This is a genomic window from Tessaracoccus yangjingae (genome assembly GCF_054483935.1).
Genome location: NZ_CM137014.1, coordinates 2,117,923 through 2,140,869, shown reverse-complemented (window position 1 = coordinate 2,140,869; position 22,947 = coordinate 2,117,923). Strand labels below are relative to the sequence as shown.

The 22,947-nt window shown below is 67.5% G+C and carries 16 protein-coding genes and 3 rRNA genes; 3 read left to right on the top strand and 16 right to left on the bottom strand.

What is annotated here, in order from left to right; all coding sequences use genetic code 11:
• Nucleotides 1-79: 79 nt before the first annotated feature.
• From recN to ACX1D3_RS09455, 6 genes are read right to left on the bottom strand one after another with little or no spacing between them, the layout of a single operon-like run.
• Nucleotides 80-1,753, bottom strand: a complete 1,674-nt coding sequence (gene recN / locus ACX1D3_RS09480) for a DNA repair protein RecN (protein ID WP_458993647.1) — start codon at nt 1,751-1,753, stop codon at nt 80-82.
• Nucleotides 1,753-2,646 (bottom strand): NAD kinase, encoded by an 894-nt coding sequence (locus tag ACX1D3_RS09475; RefSeq protein ID WP_458993646.1) that lies wholly within the window; start codon nt 2,644-2,646, stop codon nt 1,753-1,755. Before ACX1D3_RS09475 ends, recN begins: the two co-directional genes overlap by 1 nt.
• 12 nt (nt 2,647-2,658) lie before the next feature.
• Nucleotides 2,659-3,375 carry a TlyA family RNA methyltransferase gene (locus ACX1D3_RS09470; RefSeq protein WP_458993645.1) on the bottom strand — a complete coding sequence of 239 codons (717 nt, stop codon included), beginning with the start codon at nt 3,373-3,375 and terminating at the stop codon, nt 2,659-2,661.
• Nucleotides 3,372-3,542: a hypothetical protein gene (locus ACX1D3_RS09465; protein WP_458993644.1), complete on the bottom strand. Its 171-nt coding sequence runs from the start codon at nt 3,540-3,542 to the stop codon at nt 3,372-3,374. Before ACX1D3_RS09465 ends, ACX1D3_RS09470 begins: the two co-directional genes overlap by 4 nt.
• A 35-nt stretch (nt 3,543-3,577) precedes the next feature.
• The gene (locus ACX1D3_RS09460; protein ID WP_458996518.1) at nt 3,578-4,570 is read right to left on the bottom strand and encodes an HAD-IIA family hydrolase; all 993 of its coding nucleotides are present in this window, start codon (nt 4,568-4,570) and stop codon (nt 3,578-3,580) included.
• Nucleotides 4,567-5,652, bottom strand: coding sequence for a tetratricopeptide repeat protein (locus tag ACX1D3_RS09455; RefSeq protein ID WP_458993643.1), 1,086 nt, complete (start codon nt 5,650-5,652; stop codon nt 4,567-4,569). The genes ACX1D3_RS09460 and ACX1D3_RS09455 overlap by 4 nt, the downstream gene beginning before the upstream one ends.
• Between ACX1D3_RS09455 and ACX1D3_RS09450 the strand changes: the two genes are divergently transcribed.
• On the top strand, nt 5,641-6,642 hold the full coding sequence (locus ACX1D3_RS09450) for a hypothetical protein (RefSeq protein ID WP_458993642.1): 1,002 nt from the start codon (nt 5,641-5,643) through the stop codon (nt 6,640-6,642). The genes ACX1D3_RS09455 and ACX1D3_RS09450 overlap by 12 nt on opposite strands.
• Before the next feature lie 641 nt (nt 6,643-7,283).
• Here ACX1D3_RS09450 and rrf read toward each other — a convergent pair.
• The 3 genes from rrf to ACX1D3_RS09435 form a co-directional block, all read right to left on the bottom strand.
• Nucleotides 7,284-7,400, bottom strand: a 5S ribosomal RNA gene (gene rrf / locus ACX1D3_RS09445).
• Between the two features lie 112 nt (nt 7,401-7,512).
• A 23S ribosomal RNA gene (locus ACX1D3_RS09440) occupies nt 7,513-10,605 on the bottom strand.
• 332 nt (nt 10,606-10,937) lie between these two features.
• Nucleotides 10,938-12,456: ribosomal RNA gene (locus ACX1D3_RS09435) — 16S ribosomal RNA — on the bottom strand.
• The 16S, 23S and 5S rRNA genes sit together here, the layout of an rRNA operon.
• 695 nt (nt 12,457-13,151) lie before the next feature.
• On the opposite strand from ACX1D3_RS09435, the gene ACX1D3_RS09430 reads away from it, so the two are divergent.
• Complete coding sequence (locus ACX1D3_RS09430; RefSeq protein ID WP_458993641.1) at nt 13,152-14,378, top strand: CapA family protein; 1,227 nt, start codon at nt 13,152-13,154, stop codon at nt 14,376-14,378.
• 1 nt (nt 14,379) lies between these two features.
• On the opposite strand, the gene tyrS is transcribed toward ACX1D3_RS09430, so the two are convergent.
• Genes tyrS through argC form a run of 7 tightly spaced genes read right to left on the bottom strand, consistent with a single transcriptional unit; the run spans nt 14,380 to nt 21,921 of the window.
• Nucleotides 14,380-15,633, bottom strand: a complete 1,254-nt coding sequence (gene tyrS / locus ACX1D3_RS09425) for a tyrosine--tRNA ligase (protein ID WP_458993640.1) — start codon at nt 15,631-15,633, stop codon at nt 14,380-14,382.
• A 31-nt stretch (nt 15,634-15,664) separates the two neighbouring features.
• Nucleotides 15,665-17,077: an argininosuccinate lyase gene (argH, locus tag ACX1D3_RS09420; protein WP_458993639.1), complete on the bottom strand. Its 1,413-nt coding sequence runs from the start codon at nt 17,075-17,077 to the stop codon at nt 15,665-15,667.
• Entirely contained in the window at nt 17,067-17,567 is a 501-nt protein-coding gene (locus ACX1D3_RS09415; RefSeq protein WP_458993638.1) for an arginine repressor, read from the bottom strand. Before ACX1D3_RS09415 ends, argH begins: the two co-directional genes overlap by 11 nt.
• Nucleotides 17,560-18,732 (bottom strand): acetylornithine transaminase, encoded by a 1,173-nt coding sequence (locus ACX1D3_RS09410; RefSeq protein ID WP_458993637.1) that lies wholly within the window; start codon nt 18,730-18,732, stop codon nt 17,560-17,562. The genes ACX1D3_RS09415 and ACX1D3_RS09410 overlap by 8 nt, the downstream gene beginning before the upstream one ends.
• Complete coding sequence (gene argB, locus ACX1D3_RS09405; protein WP_458996517.1) at nt 18,729-19,634, bottom strand: acetylglutamate kinase; 906 nt, start codon at nt 19,632-19,634, stop codon at nt 18,729-18,731. Before argB ends, ACX1D3_RS09410 begins: the two co-directional genes overlap by 4 nt.
• A 58-nt stretch (nt 19,635-19,692) precedes the next feature.
• Nucleotides 19,693-20,844, bottom strand: coding sequence for a bifunctional glutamate N-acetyltransferase/amino-acid acetyltransferase ArgJ (gene argJ / locus ACX1D3_RS09400; protein WP_458996516.1), 1,152 nt, complete (start codon nt 20,842-20,844; stop codon nt 19,693-19,695).
• Between the two features lie 45 nt (nt 20,845-20,889).
• Nucleotides 20,890-21,921: an N-acetyl-gamma-glutamyl-phosphate reductase gene (argC, locus tag ACX1D3_RS09395; RefSeq protein ID WP_458993636.1), complete on the bottom strand. Its 1,032-nt coding sequence runs from the start codon at nt 21,919-21,921 to the stop codon at nt 20,890-20,892.
• A 78-nt stretch (nt 21,922-21,999) separates the two neighbouring features.
• Here argC and ACX1D3_RS09390 point away from each other — a divergent pair, with 78 nt between their 5' ends.
• Nucleotides 22,000-22,899, top strand: a complete 900-nt coding sequence (locus ACX1D3_RS09390) for a hypothetical protein (protein WP_458993635.1) — start codon at nt 22,000-22,002, stop codon at nt 22,897-22,899.
• Nucleotides 22,900-22,947: the final 48 nt, after the last annotated feature.

Genomic DNA, 22,947 nt, shown 5'->3' with positions numbered 1-22,947 from the left:
CTCCAGCCTATGGGGTGGAGGGGGGTCAAGTACAGGCAGGACGACGGTGAAACGAGACCGTAACGCCCGGCGCGACGGCTCAGCCTCGGCGCGCCCGCTCCAGCAGTTCCGCCGCGTGCTCGACCCCCTTGAGGGACGATGACTCGCCCCCCATCATGCGTGCCAGCTCCGCCGCGCGCTCCGCGTCGGCGAGGCGCCGGACGCCCGAGGTGGTGACCTGCCCGTCCGAGGCCTTGTGCACCACGAAGTGTGCGTCGGCGAACGCCGCCACCTGGGCGAGGTGGGTGACCACGATGACCTGCGAGGTGGTGGAGAGCCGTTGCAGCCGCCGCCCGATCTCGAGGCCCACGGCGCCGCCCACGCCCGCGTCGACCTCGTCGAAGACGAACGTGTGCCCCTCGGCGCTCCCCGCGATCACCACCTCGAGCGCGAGGCGGACCCGTGACAGCTCGCCACCCGAGGCCACCTTCGCGAGGGTGGCAGGAGCGGATCCGGGGTTGGCCGAGAACAGCAGCTCAACCCGGTCCGCCCCGTGCGGGCCCAGGGGTGCGTCGGTGACCTCGAACCGCAGCTCGGCGTGGGGCATGGCGAGCGCCGCCAGCTCCTCCTTCACGCTCGCGGCGAGCTCCTGCGCCGCCACGCGCCGTGCCGTGGAGATCTCGGCAGCATCCGCGGCCAGGGCTGCGTCAAGCTGCGCGATGCGGGCCCGCAGCTCGCCGATCCGCTCATCGCTGCCCACCAGCTCCGCCAGCCGGGCACCCGCGTCGGCAGCCCACCGCAGCACATCGTCGACGGTGGCGCCGTACCGGCGCGTGAGCCCGGCCAGCTGCGCCCGGCGCTCCCCCACCGCCTCCAGCCTCAGGGGATCGGCCACCAGGTCGTCGACATAGCCGGCCACCTCGGCCGCGAGGTCTGCGGCCAGCATCCCCAACTCGACGGCGCGCGCCGCGAGCGGAGCGGCAACCTCGTCCCTGTCCGCGAGCTGCCGTAGCGCCTTGCGCGCCTCGCCGATCAGGGCGACGGCGCTGGGCGCGTCGAAGTCGACCTCGCTGCCGCTGAGCCCCTCCTGCGCCAGGGCGCCGAGGCGCCTCAGGTCGTCGAGGTCCATCAGGCGTGCCTGTTCGCCGGCCAGGGCGTGATCCTCCCCGGGCTGGGGATCGACCGCGGCGATCTCGTCGAGGCCGAACCGCAGCATGTCTGCCTCGCGGGCGCGCGCCGTGGCCTCGGCCACGAGCTGCTCCAGCTCGGCGGCCGCCATCCGGCGCTCGGCATAGGCGGCCCGGTAGGCCTCCAGCCTGGCGGGTCGCGCATGGGCGTCCAGCAGCTCCCGCTGCCGCTCCGGCGAGGAGAGCCGGATCTGTCCGGCCTGTCCGTGAATGGTGGCCGCCTCGCTGATCAGCTCCGCCAGCGCGGAGACGGGCACGCCGGCGCCGCCCACGACGGCCCGCGACCTTCCCTGGGCCGTGACCTGGCGCAGGGTAACCACCTCGCCGTCGTCGGCCTCGCCCCCGAGCTCCCGCACGCGATCGACCAGCCGCGGTGGAAGCTCCCAGCGCCCCTCGACGACGGCGCGGTCGCTGCCGCGGCGCACGATCCCGGCATCGGCCCGGGCCCCCAGGAGGTGACCGAGGCCGGAGACCACCATCGTCTTGCCCGCACCCGTCTCGCCGGTCAGGGCGGTCAGGCCTGGCCCCAGCTCCAGGTGTGCCTCGTCGACGACGCCGAAGGAGGTGAGGCGGAGGGTGGCGAGCATCAGCGGTCGCTGCGCTTCCGCCAGCCCTCGATGGGCAGGGCGAACTTCTTCACCAGGCGCGTGGTGAACGGCTGTTCCCCGATCCGCGCGATGCGCACGGGGTGCTTGTGCGACCGGACGCTCACCCACTCGCCGGGGGCCAGATCGTGGCTACGCCGCCCGTCGCACCACAGGATCCCGCGGATGGGCTGGTCGTCCGGGATCTCCAGCTTGACCACCGACGCGGGGCTGAGCACCATCGGCCGGTTGAAGAGCGCGTGCGCGGCCAGCGGGACCACGAGCATCGCGCGGACGTCGGGCCACACCACCGGCCCGCCTGCGGAGAAGGCGTAGGCGGTCGACCCCGTCGGCGTCGCGACCAGCACCCCGTCGCACCCCCACCTGGAGAGCGGCCGCTCGTCCACGCTGACCAGGACGTTGAGCATGCGCTCCCGGGCCAGCTTCTCCAGGGACACCTCGTTGACGGCCGGCGAGGCCCAGGTGGTCCTCCCCTCGGCGTCACGCACCTCGACCTGGAGGGCGAGCCTCTCCTCCACCAGGTAGAGCCGGTTCGCCACCACCCCGGGGAGCGCGTGGATGTCCGACGGCTCCAGCTCCGCCAGGAACCCGACGTGCCCCAGGTTGACGCCGAGGAGCGGCACGCCCAGCGGGTGGGCCCACTCGGCGGCGCGCAGGATGGTGCCGTCGCCGCCGAACACCACGGCCAGTTCGGCCGGGGTGCCGTCCAGCGCGTGGATCCGGGCACTGGGCACCCGCTTCTGCAGGCGCGCCAGGTCTGCCGGGAAGACGATGAACGCGAAGCCCATCTCGTGAAGGTCGGCGATGAACTGCGCGGCCTTGTCGATGGCTTCGTCGCGCTCCGGGTGGACCAGCACCGCCACAGTTCGTTGCATCACATACTCACCCTACCGAGTGAGGTGCAGGAAGTACTCCACGTTGCCGGCGGTCCCTGGCAGCGCGCTGACGCCACGCCATCGCTCCACCCATCCCAGCTCCCGCGCCGCTTCAGCCACGTCGTCGACGGCGCGCGCCCTGAGCCGGTCGTCGCGGACCACGCCTCCGGAGCCCAGGAGTTCGCGGCCCACCTCGAACTGCGGCTTGACGAGCAGCAGCGCGTCACCGGAGGGGCGGACCACAGCCAGCACCGCGGGCAGCAGCAGCCGCAGCGAGATGAACGACACGTCGCCGACGATGAGATCCACCGGCTGCCCATCCAGGTGGGCCAGGGTGAGCGAACGCAGATTCAGGCCCTCATGCACCCGGACGCGGGGGTCATCCCGCAGCAGCGGGGCCAACTGCCCGTGCCCCACGTCGACGGCGTGCACGAGCGCGGCCCCACGCTCGAGACACACCTGGGTGAATCCGCCGGTCGAGGCGCCGGCGTCCAGAACAACGCCCCCCACGCTCACCCCTGAGCCGTCGAGGGCGCCGATGAGCTTGTGCGCCGCCCGCGACACCCACTGCTCGGCCTCCGCCACGACCTCATCGGAGGGGTCGACCCGGGTGGACGGCTTCGAGGCGACCGCGCCGTTGACGCGCACCCGTCCGTCGGCGATCAGCGCGGCGGCATGGGTGCGCGAACGCGCCAGTCCACGGTCGACGAGGGCCAGGTCCAGCCTCACCGGGACACGCCGGGGATGCCCGGCTGATTGAGGCCGGGATCGTTGTTGAGCACCCCCGCCAAGACCGTCTGCGCCTCGCCCAGGAGCGCGATCTGCTCGCCCAGGGGCAGGTCTTCGAGGCCCTCGAGCCCCGCCATGGTCGCGTGGACGAGTGCTGTGCGTTTCACGTCCGAGGGCGCCGAGTCCGCCGGGCTGGGAGGGTTCATCGCAGGGTGTCGAGCGAGTTGAGGACCGCGGAGATGTCCACCTCGAGCCGCCAGGCGGCCTGGAGCGCCGCCCACAGCGCGTCCAGCTGCTCGTCGCGCGTCACCGGCTTGGTCGACAGGTAGCCGAAGCCGTCCATGATGTCGATCTCCTGGTAGCCGCAGACGAAGCGCTCACCGCGGAACTCGGCCTCCCGTGGCGGCTCGAGGAGCGCGGAGGCGTCGTAGCCGATGTAGGTGGGGCGGTAGGCCGGCGGGGCCTCTGCCAGGTCGGCCTTGCCGTGGGCACCGGTGAAGACGAACAGGGAGTCCATGCCGACGTTGTTGGCGCCGAGGATGTCGGTATCGGTGCGGTCACCCACGAAGATCGGGTGCTCCGAGCCGATGCGCAGGACCGTCTCGTCGAGCAGCGGGCGGTACGGCTTGCCGGCGATCTTCGGCTCAACGTCCACGCACGCGCGCACCACGGCCACCTGAGACCCGAGCCCGGGCACGATGCCTCGGTCCGACGGCCTGGTCAGATCCGGGTTCGTGGCGTACCACGCGGCCCCCCGCTGGACCGCGAGGGCCGCCTCCTCCAGCCGCTGCCACGCGATGGTTGGGCTGTAGCCCTGCACCACGGCGACGGGATCGTCATCGAGCGACGCCACGACGGTGAAGCCCGCCCCGCCCAGTTGTTCGGCGAGGGCCTCCGTGCCGACGGCGAGGATCCGCGCCCCGGCGGGCAGGTCCGCCGCCAGCATGCGCAGCGTGGCCTGGGTCGAGTTGACCACGTCCTCCTCCTGCGCGGTGATGCCGAGCTCTGTGAGGTGCTCGGCCACCGCGGCGGGCGTCCGGGCCGCGTTGTTGGTCACGAAACCGAGGTGGGTCCCCCGCGACCTCAACTCGTCAAGAGCCTCCGCGACGCCCTCGACCGCGTACGGGCCGAGGTAGATCACGCCGTCGAGGTCGAACAGTGCCGCATCGTAGGCGGCCGCCAGTGCCTGCATCAGTGCTCATCCTCCTCAGTGTCGGCATCGTCGTCGACGGCGTCCCCGTCGTCGGCGGCCCGCTCGGTGTCGTCGTCGGTCACGACGGTAGCCTCCGGCCGAGCGTCGTCCTGCTCGTCGGTCTCGCTGACGTCCTCGCCCTCGACGTCGACCTCAGGCGCGACGTCCTCGTCCTCGACGTCCTCATCCTCGACGCTGCGGTCATCCCTCGAGGCCGCGTCGGCCTCAGACGAATCGTGCGTAGCGAGGTCTTCGTCAGCGTCGAGCTCCCCAGCCCCGTCGAGGTCCACCTCGGCGTCTGCCAGATCCTCATCGGACGCGTCGGCGTCGAGGTCGTCGTCGACGTCCCCGACAGCCTCCGACCCGTCAAGGTCGTCCCCGTCGGCGCCCGTGTAGTCGTCATCGTCAGCCTCGTCGAGGTCTGCGTCGGCCACATCCTCGCCGGACACGTCCGCGTCGAGTTCCTCGTCGGCGTCGAGCTCGTCGTCCTCGTCCTCGGGCTCGAAGTCGGGGAGGACGACGCCGTCGAGCCGCGCGATGCGGTCGGCCGTGTCAAGTTCCGTCCCCTGGTCGAGTGCGGCCGCCGAGCTGAACCACTCGCGCGCCCCGTCCAGGTCCCCTGCCTCCTCAAGGAGGTTGGCGTAGGCGTAGCGCAGGCGGGCCTGCCCGAACGGAGGTCCGACCTTGCGGCTGATGGCGGCCTGGAGCAGGCGCATCGCCTCGGGCCTCTGGCCCATGTCGGCACGGGTACCCGCCTCGACGAGGAGGCACTCGATCCGCAGCCAGATGTCCCTGTTCTTCGGGCTGAGCTCCGCCAACACCTCCAGGGCGTCGCGGGGCCTCCCCAACGCACGCTCGCAGTCGGCGATCACGGGGATGAGTTCGTCTCCGCCGGACATCCGTCGGATCGCCCGGAACTCACGCAACGCCACCGCGTACTCACCGGCCGCATAGGCGGTCTCAGCGGCCGCCTCCCGCACGATCGGGAGCCGGCCGGCCCGACGGCGTGCCGCCTCCGCGTGCCGGAACGCGAGCTCAGGATCGACGTCGACGAGTTGGCCCGCGGCCCAGATGTGCGCACCCACCGTCTCGGCCAGGTCCTTGGGAAGTCCCTTCAGCTCCGCCCTCACGCCGACAGGCAGCTCGGACTCGACGAAGTCGCGAGGCGTCTCCGGTTCGTCGGAACGCGGCGCCGTGCCCGGCTTGTACGCACGCTCCTCCGCATCCCCGCGTCGATCGAATCGGCGATCGTCGTCGCGGTTGCCCCACTGGGGGCGGTCGCCCTCGGGGCGCTGGCCTCGGGAGTCTCCCTGCCGTGGGCCACGGCGGTCGTCGCCACGGTTGTCCCACTGACGCCGGTCGTCCTGACGGGGGCCGCGGCGATCGTCGTCGCGGTTGCCCCATTGGGGGCGGTCGCCGCCGGGGCGCTGGCCTCGGGAGTCGCCCTGTCGGGGGCCACGGCGGTCGTCGCCACGGTTGTCCCACTGACGCCGGTCGTCCTGACGCGGGCCGCGACGATCATCGTCGCGGTTGCCCCACTGGGGACGGTCGCCGCCGGGGCGCTGGCCTCGGGAATCACCCTGTCGAGGTCCGCGACGGTCGTCGCCGCGGTTGTCCCACTGACGCCGGTCGTCCTGACGCGGGCCGCGACGGTCGTCGCCACGGTTTTCCCACTGGGGCCGGTCGCCACGCGAGTCACCCTGCCGTGGGCCGCGGCGGTCGTCGCCGCGGTTGTCCCATTGACGTCGGTCGTCCTGACGCGGTCCGCGACGGTCATCATCGCGGTTGCCCCACTGGGGCCGATCGCCACGCGAGTCTCCCTGCCGTGGTCCGCGGCGGTCGTCGTCGCGGTTGCCCCACTGACGCCGGTCGCCCTCGGGCCGCGGGCCGCGTCGGTCGTCGTCGCGGTTCCCCCACTGGGGACGGTCGCCGCCGGGGCGCTGCCCACGCGAGTCACCCTGCCGAGGGCCGCGGCGGTCGTCGCCACGGTTGTCCCACTGACGCCGGTCACCCTCGGGACGCGACCCGCGACGGCCGTCGTCGCGGCTGCCCCACTGCGGCCGATCGCCACGTGAGTCGCCCTGCCTTGGGCCGCGACGGTCATCGTTCCTGTCACCCCACTGGGGGCGGTCGCCGCCGGGGCGCTGACCCCGGGAGTCCTGCCGGGGGCCGCGGCGGTCATCGCCACGGTTGTCCCACTGACGCCGGTCACCCTCGGGACGCGACCCACGACGGTCGTCGTCCCGGTTGCCCCACTGCGGTCGATCGCCGGCGGGGCGCTGCCCACGCCGGTCGTCGTCGCGGTTCCCCCATTGGGGCCGGTCGCCACGCGAGTCGCCCTGCCTTGGGCTGCGACGGTCATCGTTCCTGTCACCCGCCTGCGCGCGGTCTCCGCCGGAGCGCTGACCCCGGGAATCGCCCTGCCTGGACCCGCGGCGGTCGTCGTCGCGTCTGGGCCCGCCGCCCCAGGATCCTCCGCGCTCGCCACCGGGCCGGCCGGCGCCCCCTGTGGTGCCACCGTCACGGTGCGGGCGGCCGTCGCGCGGACCCTGGCGGTCTTCGCTCGGTGTGGAGTTTTCACTAGACATGCGCCCATTCTCCCAGCCTGGGCGGCATCCGCCCAATCGGGCGGCCCAGCAGCAGGCGGGAGGCCGGCTCAGCGTGATGGTGGGGAAACAAATAAACCCCCCGACCAAGGGTCGGGGGGTTTATGTAAGTCCGGCGGCGTCCTAGTCTCCCACAAGGTCCCCCTTGCAGTACCATCGGCGCTGAGAGGCTTAACTTCCGGGTTCGGGATGGGACCGGGTGTTTCCCTCTCGCTATGACCACCGAAACACTATGAGGATAGCATTCGAAGCCTACGAAAAGCCAATATTGAATTATTGCATTTTCGAGGTTCCCGACCGTATCCCGGGAACCTCACAGTGGACGCGTAGCATCTTTGTAGAAACAAGCCCTCGGCCTATTAGTATCGGTCAGCTCCGTGCATTACTGCACTTCCACATCCGACCTATCACCCCATGGTCTATAGGGGGCCTTACCAGATTAATCTGTGGGAGCCCTCATCTTGAAGCGTGCTTCCCGCTTAGATGCTTTCAGCGGTTATCACTTCCCAACGTAGCCAACCAGCCGTGCTCTTGGTAGAACAACTGGCACACCAGAGGTTAGTCCGTCCCGGTCCTCTCGTACTAAGGACAGCTCTTCTCAAGACTCCTACGCGCGCAGCGGATAGGGACCGAACTGTCTCACGACGTTCTAAACCCAGCTCGCGTGCCGCTTTAATGGGCGAACAGCCCAACCCTTGGGACCGACTCCAGCCCCAGGATGCGACGAGCCGACATCGAGGTGCCAAACCATGCCGTCGCTATGGACGCTCGGGCAAGATCAGCCTGTTATCCCCGGGGTACCTTTTATCCGTTGAGTCCTGGCGCTTCCATGTGCCACCAGAAGATCACTAGTCCCGACTTTCGTCCCTGCTCGAGATGTCTCTCTCGCAGTCAAGCTCCCTTGTGCACTTACACTCGAAACCTGATTGCCAACCAGGCTGAGGGAACCTTTGGGCGCCTCCGTTACCTTTTAGGAGGCGACCGCCCCAGTCAAACTACCCATCAGGCACTGTCCCTGATCCAGATAATGGACCTAGGTTAGATAACCAGAGTGACCAGAGTGGTATTTCAACGATGACTCCACCTGAACTGGCGTCCAAGCTTCAAAGTCTCCCACCTATCCTACACAAGTCACACCGATCACCAATACCAAACTATAGTGAAGGTCCCGGGGTCTTTCCGTCCTGCTGCGCGTAACGAGCATCTTTACTCGTAGTGCAATTTCGCCGAGTCCATGGTGGAGACAGCGCCCAAATCGTTACTCCATTCGTGCAGGTCGGAACTTACCCGACAAGGAATTTCGCTACCTTAGGATGGTTATAGTTACCACCGCCGTTTACTGGGGCTTAAGTTCAAGGCTTCGCCGTGAGGCTAACCCTTCCCCTTAACCTTCCAGCACCGGGCAGGAGTCAGTCCGTATACATCGTCTTTCGACTTAGCACGGACCTGTGTTTTTAGTAAACAGTCGCTTGGGCCTGGTCTCTGCGACCCTCAACGCTTTCGAAGTAAATTCTAATACGCATCAGGTCCCCCTTATCCCGAAGTTACGGGGGTATTTTGCCGAGTTCCTTCACCATGGTTATCTCGATCGCCTTAGTATTCTCTACCTATCCACCTGTGTCGGTTTGGGGTACGGGCGGCTCATATCTCGCTCACGAAGCTTTTCTAGGCAGCATAGGATCACTCTTACGGCCACAAAAGTGACCGACCCATCATGTCTCAAACATATAGAACGCGGATTTGCCTACGTTCCGTCCTACACACTTAGCCCGGGGATATCCAAACCCGAGAAGAGCTACCTTCCTGCGTCCCTCCGCAGCTTGCCTACTACAAGATTGGGTCACAGACTCAGCCAGCCACGATCCGAAGACCACAACCGACCTCGCATGCTTAGCATCACTCGCCTCAGCACGGACGATATTTCGCCGGTACGGGAATATCAACCCGTTGTCCATCGACTACGCCTGTCGGCCTCGCCTTAGGTCCCGACTTACCCAGGGCAGATTAGCTTGACCCTGGAACCCTTGGATATTCGGCGGACGGGTTTCTCACCCGTCTTTCGCTACTCATGCCTGCATTCTCACTCGTGTGCTCTCCACGGCTGGGTCACCCCGCCGCTTCACCGCGCACACGACGCTCCCCTACCCATCCACGCAGCCTTACGGCCTAAACACGTGAATGCCATAGCTTCGGCGGATAACTTGAGCCCCGCTAAATTGTCGGCGCAGAATCACTTGACCAGTGAGCTATTACGCACTCTTTCAAGGGTGGCTGCTTCCAAGCCAACCTCCTGGTTGTCTCCGCAACTCCACATCCTTTTCCACTTAGTTATCGCTTAGGGGCCTTAGCTGATGATCTGGGCTGTTTCCCTCTCGACTATGAAGCTTATCCCCCACAGTCTCACTGCCGCACTCTCACTTACCGGCATTCGGAGTTTGACTGATTTCGGTAAGCTTGTGGGCCCCCTAGACCATTCAGTGCTCTACCTCCGGTAAGAAACATGCGACGCTGCACCTAAATGCATTTCGGGGAGAACCAGCTATCACGGAGTTTGATTGGCCTTTCACCCCTATCCACAGCTCATCTCCTCGGTTTTCAACCCAAGTGAGTTCGGGCCTCCACGACGTCTTACCGTCGCTTCACCCTGGCCATGGATAGATCACTCCGCTTCGGGTCTAGAGCACGCGACTGAAACGCCCTATTAGGACTCGCTTTCGCTACGGCTACCCCACACGGGTTAACCTCGCCACGTACCACTAACTCGCAGGCTCATTCTTCAAAAGGCACGCCGTCACCCTTACAGGCTCCGACGGATTGTATGCGATCGGTTTCAGGTACTATTTCACTCCCCTCCCGGGGTACTTTTCACCTTTCCCTCACGGTACTTGTCCGCTATCGGTCACCAAGGAGTATTTAGGCTTAGCGGATGGTCCCGCCAGATTCATGCGGAATTTCAGGGGTTCCGCACTACTTGGGGTAACGCTCGAGAGTGAACAACTTACGTCTACAGGAGTGTTACCTTCTATGCTGTGGCCTTCGCAGCCACTTCGACTTCCCTGTCCATTTCTTACTCTCTGACCGCATGACAGCACGGTCCGAACGGCCCCACAACACCCCATGTGCAACACCTGTCAGCTATCACACACATGAGGTTTGGCCTCTTCCGCTTTCGCTCGCCACTACTCACGGAATCACAATTGTTTTCTCTTCCTGCGGGTACTGAGATGTTTCACTTCCCCGCGTTCCCTCCAACTACCCTATATATTCAGGCAGAGGTTGCCGGACATGACTCCGGTATTTCAAGGTTTCCCTATTCGGACATCCTCGGATCAAAGCTCGTTTACCAACTCCCCGAGGCTTATCGCAGGTTACAACGTCCTTCTTCGGCTCTTGGTGCCAAGGCATCCACCGATCGCACTTAGTAGCTTGTTAATCTACAAAGATGCTCGCGTCCACTGTGAAGTTCTCAAAATACGGGCGAGCCCACACCCAACCACCCACAAACAGATGATCAGACCTGGTCCGCACAGAAAAGCCGCCGCACAAGCGACCGACCCTTCAAAACCCAACAGTGTGCTTAACCCAACCTCCACCCGACCCACGTTCCACTCCCCCAAAAAAGGAGGTTGTACTAACGAACCAGACTTCTGACCAGGCATACAAAATCAATGTTCCACATTCCGGTGCCGGCCGCGCCGGGAACAGACGCCCCAGAACACGACCATGAGCCCCACCACACAGTGATGACGCTACAGGCTCCTTAGAAAGGAGGTGATCCAGCCGCACCTTCCGGTACGGCTACCTTGTTACGACTTAGTCCTAATTACCGGTCCCACCTTCGACGGCTCCCTCCACAAGGGTTAGGCCACCGGCTTCGGGTGTTACCGACTTTCATGACTTGACGGGCGGTGTGTACAAGCCCCGGGAACGTATTCACCGCAGCGTTGCTGATCTGCGATTACTAGCGACTCCGACTTCATGGGGTCGAGTTGCAGACCCCAATCCGAACTGAGACCGGCTTTTTGAGATTCGCTCACCCTTACAGGTTCGCAGCTCTTTGTACCGGCCATTGTAGCATGCGTGAAGCCCTGGACATAAGGGGCATGATGACTTGACGTCATCCCCACCTTCCTCCGAGTTGACCCCGGCGGTCTCCTATGAGTCCCCGGCATTACCCGCTGGCAACATAGGACGAGGGTTGCGCTCGTTGCGGGACTTAACCCAACATCTCACGACACGAGCTGACGACAGCCATGCACCACCTGTAAACCGACCAAAAAGGGGCATCCATCTCTGGATGTTTCCGGCATATGTCAAACCCAGGTAAGGTTCTTCGCGTTGCATCGAATTAATCCGCATGCTCCGCCGCTTGTGCGGGGCCCCGTCAATTCCTTTGAGTTTTAGCCTTGCGGCCGTACTCCCCAGGCGGGGTACTTAATGCGTTAGCTGCGGCACGGAGAACGTGGAATGTCCCCCACACCTAGTACCCACCGTTTACGGCGTGGACTACCAGGGTATCTAAGCCTGTTTGCTCCCCACGCTTTCGCTTCTCAGCGTCAGGAAAGGTCCAGAGAACCGCCTTCGCCACTGGTGTTCCTCCTGATATCTACGCATTCCACCGCTTCACCAGGAATTCCATTCTCCCCTACCTTCCTCAAGTCTGCCCGTATCAGAAGCAGGCTCAGGGTTAAGCCCTGAGTTTTCACTCCCGACGCGACAAACCGCCTACAAGCTCTTTACGCCCAATAAATCCGGACAACGCTCGCACCCTACGTATCACCGCGGCTGCTGGCACGTAGTTAGCCGGTGCTTCTTCTGCAGGTACCGTCACGTTAGCTTCGTCCCTGCTGAAAGCGGTTTACAACCCGAAGGCCGTCATCCCGCACGCGGCGTTGCTGCATCAGGCTTCCGCCCATTGTGCAATATTCCCCACTGCTGCCTCCCGTAGGAGTTTGGGCCGTATCTCAGTCCCAATGTGGCCGGTCGCCCTCTCAGGCCGGCTACCCGTCGAAGCCTTGGTGAGCCACTACCTCACCAACAAGCTGATAGGCCGCGAGTCCATCCATGACCGCCGGAGCTTTCCAACCAATCCCGTGCGGAAAAGGCTCATATCCGGTATTAGCACCTGTTTCCAGATGTTATCCCAAAGTCAAGGGCAGGTTACTCACGTGTTACTCACCCGTTCGCCACTCGTGTACCCCCGAAGAGGCCTTACCGTTCGACTTGCATGTGTTAAGCACGCCGCCAGCGTTCGTCCTGAGCCAGGATCAAACTCTCCGTTGAAAAATATCGGAAACAAACCACCCCACAAAGAGGCAGCCCGCAAACCGTCACAAACAACTTCGAATCAAACACTGACCAAAATCCATCACTGGATCAATCAAAATTTCACTCAAAGAAACCCAACACGCAACCCCAAAAAGAGGCCACGCGACGGGAAACGCAAAACAAGACCACAAAGGCCCTGCAGTGCAAAAAAAATTGGCATTGACTTAAAGCACACTGTTGAGTTCTCAAGATTCGGGCACTCCCAGACATCAACCACGAAACCGTGACATCCACCCTGGGGCAACTCGACCAACCTTACCCACACACGACCAGTCCGTCAAATCGAACCGACAAGCACCAGAACGTTGTGTGAGATGGTAGAAACCTCTGTGACAAGGAGTCTTCCGGTTGAGCACCGCCGAAGCGGCCCGACCAACTTTACCTACACCGTCTGCGCCTGTCAAACCGACAGATCCGCGACCGATCGCTGTTGAGTTGTTCCCAGCCTTCCCGGCCCGACCCGGGACGTTGAGCGGGCTCCATGCGAGCGCACACTCGTCCCGTTCGCGATGAGAAGGATGGTGCCTCTGGTCCGTCCTGAACGTCCGGTGCACCAACAAGGCTCGACGAACAGTACACGCGTCCCCGCGCCCGCGCAAACCCGAGCGGTCGTGGTGGGCGCACCGTCGGTCACGTCGTAGCCTTGGCCCATGCAGAAGCGTGCCTTACTCCTGCCGGCGCTGGCGGCGCTGGTTCTCACCGGTGCGTGCGCGCCCACCGGCCTTGGCCCCGCCGGACCGATGCCCGGCAGCGGGACGCCGGCGGCGTCGCCCTCCGCGTCGGCCTCAGCTCCGTCGCCCGAGGCGCCGTCGCCCTCCCCCTCGCCCACCTCGTCGTCGCCCGCCCCCATGCGGGAGGTGACCATCAATGTCAGCGGTGACCTGCTGTGGCACAACTCGCTGTGGAACAGCGCCGAGGTGGACGCCAAGAGCACAGGCGAGCCCCGCTTCGACTTCTTCCCGCAGCTCGCCTCGCTGCAGGGTTACGTCTCCGCCGCGGACCTGGGGATCTGCCATTCGGAGGTCCCGTTCGCCGAGAAGGACGGCCCCTTCCGCAACTATCCCCTCTTCGCAGCGCCGCAGGAGATCGCCCCTGCCATCAAGGAGGTGGGATGGGACCTGTGCACCACCGCCTCCAACCACACCATGGACGCCGGGTGGGAAGGGCTGGTGCGCACCATCGACGTGCACCGCGCGGCCGGCATCCTGACCGCCGGGTCCTACGCCACCGAGGAACTCGCCGCCACCCCCGTCATCTACACCACGGAGTCAGGCGTCGATGTCGCCGTCATCAGCCAGACCTACGGCCTGAACGGCATTCCGAAGGCGAAGGGGAAGGACTGGTCAGTCGAGCTGCTCGACGCCGATCTGGCGATCGCGCAGGCGCGGCGGGCCCGCGAAGCGGGGGCGGACATCGTCGCCGTTCACATCCACGCCGGCGACGAGTACTCCAGCACCATCAACGAGCAGCAGCGCGCCTACGCCGAGGCGGTCACCGCGTCGCCGGACGTCGACTTCCTGTTCGGCCAGCACGCCCACGTGGTGCAGCCGATCGACAAGGTCAACGGGAAGTGGGTCGTCTACGGCGCCGGCAACCTGATCGCCGCAAGCGGTCCGGCGAAGCCGCGCACCTACGACGGGTACCTCGCCCAGGTCACCTTCACCGAGCAGGCGGACGGCTCCTTCGTCGCTTCAGCGGCCGAGTACGCCCCCACCATGATCACGAAGCACTCGGGCTCCCGACCGGCGAGGGTCTACCTCATCCCCGACGAGCTGGCGGCCGGCAACCCGCTCGCCGAGGAGATGCAGGCGTCGGCTGCCCGCACCCGGAAGACGGTCTACAGCCTGGGCGTCGAAGGGCTGACCGAGCGCAGCTGACTCAGGGACGGTAGACGCCGCCGACGGTCTTGCGCCCGCGACGCAGGACCGCGAATCGGCCGTGGACGAGGCGGTCCCCGGTGAGGACCAGGTCCGGATCGTCGATCTTGACGTTGTTGAGGTAGGCGCCGCCCTCGGCGATGGCCCGCCTGGCCGCCCCCTTGGACTCGACGATCCCAGCCATGGCCATCGCCTCCACGATGGTCAGGTCCTCCTCCACCGGCTTCCCGCCGACCTCCCGGAGCACCCCCTCCAGCGTGGACGGCGCGAGCCGCTCCAGCTCACCGCGGCCGAACAGCGCCGACGCGGCCGCCACCGCGGCCTCCCGCTCGGCGGGGCCGTGCACGAGGTCGGTCACGTCGTCGGCGAGCGCCCGCTGCGCCTCACGTTTGAAGGGCGCGTCGATCGTGGCCTGCTCGAGCGCCTCGATCTCCTCACGTGACCTGAAGGAGAACACCTTCAGGTAGTCGACGACCTTGGAATCCTCGGCGTTGAGGAAGAACTGGTGGAACGCGTACGGCGAGGTGAGCGTCGCGTCCAGCCAGACGGTGCCGGACTCGGTCTTGCCGAACTTCGTGCCGTCCGCCTTGGTCAGGAGCGGCGTCGCCATGGCGTGCACGCGGCCCTGATCGCTGCGCCGGATCAGCTCCACACCGGCGGTCAGGTTGCCCCACTGGTCCGATCCGCCCGTCTGCAGCGTGACGCCGTGACGCCGGTAGAGCTCGCGGTAGTCCATGGACTGCAGGAGCACGTACGAGAACTCGGTGTAGGAGATCCCGGACTCGAGACGCCGGGCGACGACGTCCCGGGCGAGCATCCGGTTCACGGGGAAGTGCTTCCCCACGTCGCGGAGGAAGTCGAGCACCGACATCCGGCTGGTCCAGTCGAAGTTGTTGACCATGGTGGCGGCCGCGGGGCCGTCGAAGGTCACGAACCTCCCGACCTGCTCGCGGATCCGCTCGACCCAGCCGGCCACCACGTCCGTGGAGTTCATGATCCGCTCCCCGGACTCCTTGGGATCCCCGATGAGGCCCGTCGCTCCGCCCACCAGCATGAAGGGCCGGTGCCCGGCGTCCTGCAGGCGCCGGGCGAGGAGGAGCTGAACCAGGTTGCCGGTGTGCACGCTCTGCGCTGTGGGGTCGAACCCCACATAGAACTTCACGGACCCCTCGTCGAGATGCGCGGCCAGCGCATCCGGGTCTGTCGAATGGGCGAGTAGCCCACGCCAGCGGAGGTCGTCGAGGAGTGCGTTCACGCCGGTCAGCATAGCCTCATGGCGCCCGCGGTCAGCCCGCCAGGAAGTCCGCCAAGCCACCCCGCGCCGCGTCGAGCTCCAGGAGCTGCTCGCGGACCCGCGACGGCGCGGTGCCGCCCCGGCCGTCGCGCGAGGCGACGGAACCCTCCACGGTCAGCACCTCAAGGACCGACCCGTCCAGCACCGGAGAGATCGCCGGGAGATCCTCGAGCGTCAGGTCCTGCAGCGTGATTCCACGCGACTCGCAGTACCGCACCGTCTCCCCCGCGACCTCGTGCGCCACGGCGAAGGGGACCCGCGAACGGACCAGGTGGTCGGCGACGTCGGTGGCCAGCGAGAAGCCGTGGGGCGCCACCTCAGCCATGCGCGTCGGGTGGAACGTCAGCGTGGCGACCATCCCGGCGACGGCGGGCAGCAGCACGTGGAGTTGGTCGATGCCGTCGAAGATGGGCTCCTTGTCCTCCTGCAGGTCACGGTTGTAGGCCAGGGGAAGCCCCTTCAGCGTGGCGAGCAGCCCCGACAGATTGCCGATGAGACGCCCGGCCTTCCCACGGGCGAGCTCCGCGACGTCCGGGTTCTTCTTCTGCGGCATGATCGAGCTCCCCGTCGACCAGGCGTCGTCGAGCGTGGCGAAGCCGAACTCCGCGGTGCACCAGAGGATCACGTCCTCCGACAGCCGCGACAGGTCCACACCCACCTGCGCCAGGACGAACGCGGCCTCGGCGATGAGATCCCGCGAGGCGGTGCCGTCGATCGAGTTGGCCACCGAGGAGGTGAACCCCAGCTCGCGGGCCACCAGTGCAGGATCCAACCCGAGCGACGTCCCCGCCAGCGCCGCCGAGCCGTAGGGGCTGACCGCGAGTCGACGGTCGAGGTCGCGCAGACGCTCGATGTCGCGGACGAGCGGCCACGCGTGCGCGAGCAGGTGGTGGCTGAGCAGGATGGGTTGCGCCGACTGCAGGTGCGTCCGCCCCGGCATCACCGCCCCCAGGTGGCGCTCCGCCTGGCCGCTCAGGGCCTCGACGACGCCGTCGATGTCCTGCGCGATCAGCCGGACCTCCTCACGCAGGTAGCTGCGGATCAGGGTGGCGATCTGGTCGTTGCGGGACCGGCCGGCGCGCAGGCGTCCGCCCAGGTCCGCGCCGACGATCTCCTTGAGGCCCCGCTCAAGGGCCCCATGGACGTCCTCGTCGGTGTCCGCCGCGACGAACGCGCCCGACTCCACGCGCCCGGCCAGCTCCGCCAGCCCGGCGTCCATCGCCGACGCCTGGTCCGCGTCGAGCAGGCCCGCGGCGTGCAGCGCCTTCGCGTGGGCGCGCGAGCCAGCGATGTCGTGCAGCGCCAGCCGCCAGTCGAACTGGGTGGACCGGCTCAGCGCGAACATGGCCTCGCTCGGACCGCCGGCGAACCGGCCTCCCCAGAGTCTCCCCTGCTCAGTGCTCATCGTCGCGTCCTCTTCCCGGTCGGCCACTCTTCGTCATCTCGGATATCCGCACCACCACGTCCTCGGCCGCCCCCTCGTCGGTGGCGATCACCAGGATGGTGTCATCCCCGGCGATCGTACCCATCACCCCCGCGAGCGCGGCGGCGTCGAGGCTTGCCGCGAAGTACTGGGCGGCGCCGGGCGGCACCTTCAGCACGATCTGGTTGCCGGCGGCGCGCAGGGACTGAAGCATCTCCGCGCAGAGGCGGGCCAGCTTGTCCATGGTGACGCCCCGGTCCTCGTCGGACCCCGCGGCGTAGACGAGCGAGCCGTCCGCGGCCCGCTGCCGGACGGCGCCGAGGACCAGGAGGTCCTTCGACAGGGTGGGCTGGCTCACGCTGATGCCCTCGGCTGCCAGCGCCTCGATCAGGTCCGCCTGCGAGGCGTATCTGGCCTCGTTGACGAGTTGACGCAGGGTGGCCAGCCGGCCGGCCCTCGTCACGTCAGACATGCGGGTCCAGCAGCCCTGGGAGCGCGTCGAGGAAGCCCTGCAGGTCCTCCGGCGCCGAGATCAGCGGCGGCGCCAGCCGGAGCACGCCCGGCCGGGGCGCGTTGATGACGAAGCCCGCGTCGAGCGCCGCGTCTGCGACCTCGCCCGCGACCGGCCTGGTCAGCAGGACGCCCAGCAATAGTCCGCGGCCGCGCACCCCGTCGATCAGCGGATGGCCGAGGTCGCGCACGGCCGCGGCCAGCCAGGCACCAACGGAGCGGGCGTTGTCGAGGACGCCGGACTCCAGCGCGTCGAGCACCGCGTTGCCCGCGGCCGCCGCGACCGGGTTGCCGCCGAAGGTGGTGCCGTGGAGGCCCGGCTGCAGAAGCGACGCCGCCTCCCCCGTGGCCAGGCAGGCTCCGATCGGGAACCCGTTGCCGAGGCCCTTGGCCAGCGTGATCAGATCCGCCACCACCCCGTCGGCCCGATGCGCCAGGTACTCGCCGCAGCGTCCGAGGCCCGTCTGCACCTCGTCGATCCACAGGAGGGCACCGTTGGCGGTGGCGATGTCACGCGCCGCGGCCAGGAATCCGTCCGGCGCGGGGACCACGCCGTTCTCGCCTTGGACCGTCTCCAGCACGATGGCGGCCGTCCGCTCGTCCACCGCCGCGCTCAGGGCCTCCACGTCACCGAACGGTACGAAGGTCACCTCGCCAGGGAGAGGCTCGAACGGCTCCCGGTACTTGGCGTTGTGGGTGAGGGCCAGGGCGCCCATGGTCCGGCCGTGGAACGAGCCCTCCATCGCCACCAGCCTCGTGCGGCCGGTGAGCCGCGAGAGCTTGAAGGCCGCCTCGTTGGCCTCGGTGCCGGAGTTGGTGAAGAACACCCTGGTCTGGGGGTTCCCCGTGAACCCCGCCAGCCGCTCGGCGAGGCGGATCTGCTGCTCGCTGGCGAAGAAGTTGGACACATGGCCGAGGCGGCCGAGCTGCGAGGTGATCGCCGCCGTGACCGCCGGATGGTTGTGCCCCAGCGCGTTGACCGCCAGCCCGGAAAGAAGGTCGGTGTAGCGCCGGCCGTCGGCGTCGTACAGGTGCACCCCCTCGCCGCGCTCGAACACCCGCTTGGGCGGGCCGAACGCGTTCATCATGACGGCGCCGTAGCGGGCGGTGAGCTCGCTCTGGGTCATGGCTGGACCTCCTCGTTGGTGACCATCGTGCCCACGCCCTCGTCGGTGAAGATCTCCAGCAGCAGGCAGTGTGGGATCCTGCCGTCGATCACCGTGGCGGAGGTCACGCCGCCCTCCACGGCCCGGACGCAGGCCTCCATCTTGGGGATCATCCCCGCGTCGAGGCTGGGGAGCATGGCGCTGACCTCTGCCGTCGAGATCTGGGTGATCACCGACTCCTCGTCGGGATAGTTGGCGTAGACGCCGGCGACGTTGGTGAGCATCACCAGCCGCTTCGCCCCGAGGGCGACGGCCAGGGCGGCCGCGGCGGTGTCGCCGTTGACGTTGTGCACCTGGCCCTCCACGTCCGGCGCCACGGTGGCGACCACGGGGATCCTGCCCGCGTCGATGAGGTCGAGGATGGAGGCCGGGTCCACGGACTCGACGTCGCCCACCAGGCCGAGGTCGATCTCCTCGTCGTCGACCACCAGGCCGCGACGCTTGGCGGTGAACAGCCCCCCGTCCTCCCCGGACATGCCGACGGCGAACGCCCCGTGCTGGTTGATGAGGTTGACGAGCTCGCGGCCGACCTGGCCGACGAGCACCATCCGGACCACGTCCATGGCCTCCGGGGTGGTGACGCGCAGGCCGCCCCGGAACTCCGAGGCGATGTCCAGCCGCTTGAGCATCGACGAGATCTGAGGGCCTCCACCGTGCACGACGACCGGCTTCACCCCCACGCGGCGCAGGAAGACGATGTCCTCGGCGAACGCGCGCTTGAGCGACTCGTCGGTCATGGCGTTGCCGCCGTACTTGATGACGACGGTGCGGCCGGCGTACTCCGCCAGCCAGGGCAGCGCCTCGATCAGGGTGCCGGCCTTGGCGATGAGCTCGGGCTGTTGCTGGATGCGGGTCTTGGTCATCATGGTTTCCCCTGGGAGTGCGGCGCGGGCGGGACGTGGGCGGATGGTCGGCCCAGACTCACGTCGAGTACTCCGCGTTCTCCTTCACGTAGTCGTAGGTGAGGTCGTTGGTCAGGATGGTGGCCGTCTCGACGCCGGCGTGGAGATCCACGAGGACCCTCACCTGGCGGGGGCCGAGGTCCACCAGACCGCGATCGTCGCCGATCTGGCCGCCCCGGCACACCATGACGCCGTTGAAGGACACGTCGAGCTCGTCAGGGTCGAAGGCGGCGTCCGTCACGCCGATGGCGGACAGGACCCGCCCCCAGTTGGGATCCCCGCCGAAGATGGCGCACTTGAAGAGGTTGGATCTGGCGATCTCGCGACCGACGACCTCCGCGTCCCTCTCGGAGGCCGCCCCCACCACCTCGATGGCGATCTCGTGGGAGGCGCCCTCCGCATCGGCGATCAGCTGCCGGGCCAGGTCCTGGCACACCTCGGTCAGGGCGGCCTGGAAGGCCGCCGGGTCCGGCGACTCCCCCGAGGCGCCGCTCGCCATGAGGAGCACCGTGTCGTTGGTGGACATGCACCCGTCAGAGTCCGCGCGGTCGAAGCTCAGCCGGGTCGCCTCGCGCAGCGCGCCCTGCAGGGCCTCTGCGGGGACCACGGCATCCGTGGTGAGGACCACCAGCATCGTCGCCAGGCCGGGCGCGAGCATGCCTGCCCCCTTGGCCATCCCGCCGATGGCCCAGCCGCCTACCACGATGCCCGCCTGCTTCGGGACCGAGTCGGTGGTCATGATGGCGGTGGCGGCTGCGGCTCCGCCGTCGGGTGACAGGGCCGCGCATGCGTCGTCGACGCCGTTGAGGAGCAGGTCCATGGGGAGTCGCAGCCCGATGAGGCCGGTGGAGCAGACGGCCACGTTGTCGGTGATCACGCCCAGCCGGTCGGCCACCCTGGCGGCGGTGGTGGCCGAGTCGGTGAACCCCTCGGCGCCCGTGCACGCGTTGGCACCGCCGGAGTTCAGGACCACGGCCTGCACCTGTCCGTCCGCCACAGCCTGCCGGGACCATTTCACCGGCGCGGCATGGACGCGGTTGGAGGTGAACACCGCCGCCGCCGACATCCCGGGGCCGAGGTTGTGCACGACGGCCACGTCCGGCCTGCCGCTCGCCTTGAGCCCCGCGGTGACGCCGGAGGCGGAGAAACCCTGCGGGAGGGTGACTCCCACGCCCGCGTCCGACGCGGATTCAGTATGGGACATGTTCATTGCCTTTCAGGGCGCGACGCCGACGGAGGACAGGCCCTGGGTCTCGGGGAGCCCCAGCGCCAGGTTCATCGACTGGATGGCTCCGCCCGCGGTGCCCTTGGTGAGGTTGTCGATGGCCGAGATGGCGATCAACCGGCCCGCGGCCTCGTCGACGACGACCTGGACCGTCGCCCGGTTCGAGCCCGAGACGGCGGCCGTCTGCGGCCACACCCCCGGTGACAGCACCTCGACGAACGGCTCGTCGGCGAAGAACTCCGTGTACGCCGCGTACGCCGACGCAGTGGTGACGCCGGGGACGATCGGCGCGGAGCAGGTGGCCAGGATGCCTCGGGGCATGGGTGCCAGGAGTGGAGTGAAGGACACGTTGACCCGGGTGCCGGCCACGGCGGAGAGGTTCTGGACGATCTCCGGGGTGTGCCGATGCACGCCCCCGACCCCGTAGGGGCTCATGTTGCCCATCACCTCGGACCCGAGCAGGTTGGGCTTGAGCGACTTCCCTGCTCCCGAGGTTCCGCTGGCCGCGACGATGACGATCTGAGCCGGGTCGATGAGGCCGGAGGCGACCGCCGGGAGCAGCGCCAGAGTCGACGCCGTGGGGTAGCACCCCGGGACGGCGATCCTCGTCGCTCCTGCGAGGCGCGCCCGCTGCCCGGGCAGCTCCGGGAGGCCGTAGGGCCAGGTGCCCGCATGCGGCGTGCCGTAGAAGCGCTCCCAGGCGTCGGCGTCGGTCAGCCGGAAGTCCGCGCCGGCGTCGACGACGATGACGTCGTCGTCCAACTCCGCCGCGATCGCGGCGGACGTGCCGTGGGGCAGGGCCAGGAACACCACGTCGTGACCGGCCAGTTCCTGGGCGGTGGTGGCCGCGACCAGCCGGTCGGCGAGCGGATACAGGTGCGGCTGATGGTTCACCAGGCGGTCTCCCACGCTGGAGTTGCCGGTGAGCGCCCCGATCTCCACCGCCGGATGCTGGAGCAGCAGGCGGAGGAGCTCGCCGCCCGCGTATCCGGTGCATCCCGCGACTGCCACTGTGTAGGTCATGGGCGTGAGTATTCCACTTCTCCGATAGATATTCCACTTGCTGCGGCAACTACCCTGAGATCCGTACCCAAGGGAGGCATGGTGGCCGGTTTCGTGCGTTCGCTGCTGGCGCTGCTGCTCATGTCGGCGGGCGTCATGTCGGCGCTGGGCGGGGTGGCGGCGCAGTGGCTGGACACGACCGCCCGCACGTCCGAGCCCATGCGGGTCATCGTCGGGCCCGTGGCGTCGGATCCCCGGGTGCTCGGGGCCATCGCTGTGGAACTCACCGCTGCAGTCGTCGAACAACTCCCTCCCGTGGTGGATCGCATTCCCGGCGTGCGGGACCAGGTGGAGGAGCTCGTCACCCTCGCGATGAATCAGATCGCTGGGAGCGAGGGCTTCAACCAGGCCTGGGAGGAGAGCATCGACCTCTCGAGGGCCGACTTCGTGGCGGGCCTGGACCTCATGCGGTCAGGTGGGGACGCACCCACGCTCTGGCTGACCCTCGACCCCTTCGTCGAGCTGGGGATGAGCCGGCTGGTGGAGATCTCGCCGGAGATCCTGCGCCCGTACGTGACCCAGATCCCGATGAGTGGGGACCTGCGCGTCGCCCTGGGACGCCCGGACACCGTCCAGGCGGGGTATGCCGCCGACGCGCTGAGCCTGGCACGCCACTGGATCTGGTTCTACGCGGCAGCCGCGGCGCTGGCGGTCATCGGCCTGGCCGTCGGATCGTGGCGAGGACGCTGGGTGGCATGGATCCTCGCCGTCGCAGGAGGTCTGGCCGGCCTGACCTTCGCGCGGGGCCTCCTTGCCGAGCGTGCCGCCGCTGCGGGAGGAGACTCGCTTCAGGCGGTGGTCCAGGCCGCCCTCGTCGACGGCGCCACGTCGTCGCTGCTGACCTGGACCGCGCCGGCGGTCACCACAGGCTGGGTGCTCCTGGTGCTCGGCGGTGTGGCGCTGGTGGTTGCCTGGGTGTGGCGGCCACGAAGCCGCTAAACCGGGCTCGGCCGTCGGCCTCCGGCTGCCGCGCGATAGGTTGACGCG

Excerpts from the sequence above, each read along its gene's own strand:
- ACX1D3_RS09410 (WP_458993637.1), bottom strand. The coding sequence starts at position 18,732 with ATGACCCAGAGCGAGCTCACCGCCCGCTACGGCGCCGTCATGATGAAC.
- ACX1D3_RS09430 (WP_458993641.1), top strand. The coding sequence starts at position 13,152 with ATGCAGAAGCGTGCCTTACTCCTGCCGGCGCTGGCGGCGCTGGTTCTC.
- recN (WP_458993647.1), bottom strand. The coding sequence starts at position 1,753 with ATGCTCGCCACCCTCCGCCTCACCTCCTTCGGCGTCGTCGACGAGGCA.
- argC (WP_458993636.1), bottom strand. The coding sequence starts at position 21,921 with ATGACCTACACAGTGGCAGTCGCGGGATGCACCGGATACGCGGGCGGC.
- argH (WP_458993639.1), bottom strand. The coding sequence starts at position 17,077 with ATGAGCACTGAGCAGGGGAGACTCTGGGGAGGCCGGTTCGCCGGCGGT.
- argB (WP_458996517.1), bottom strand. The coding sequence starts at position 19,634 with ATGACCAAGACCCGCATCCAGCAACAGCCCGAGCTCATCGCCAAGGCC.
- ACX1D3_RS09390 (WP_458993635.1), top strand. The coding sequence starts at position 22,000 with ATGGTGGCCGGTTTCGTGCGTTCGCTGCTGGCGCTGCTGCTCATGTCG.
- ACX1D3_RS09475 (WP_458993646.1), bottom strand. The coding sequence starts at position 2,646 with ATGCAACGAACTGTGGCGGTGCTGGTCCACCCGGAGCGCGACGAAGCC.
- ACX1D3_RS09415 (WP_458993638.1), bottom strand. The coding sequence starts at position 17,567 with ATGTCTGACGTGACGAGGGCCGGCCGGCTGGCCACCCTGCGTCAACTC.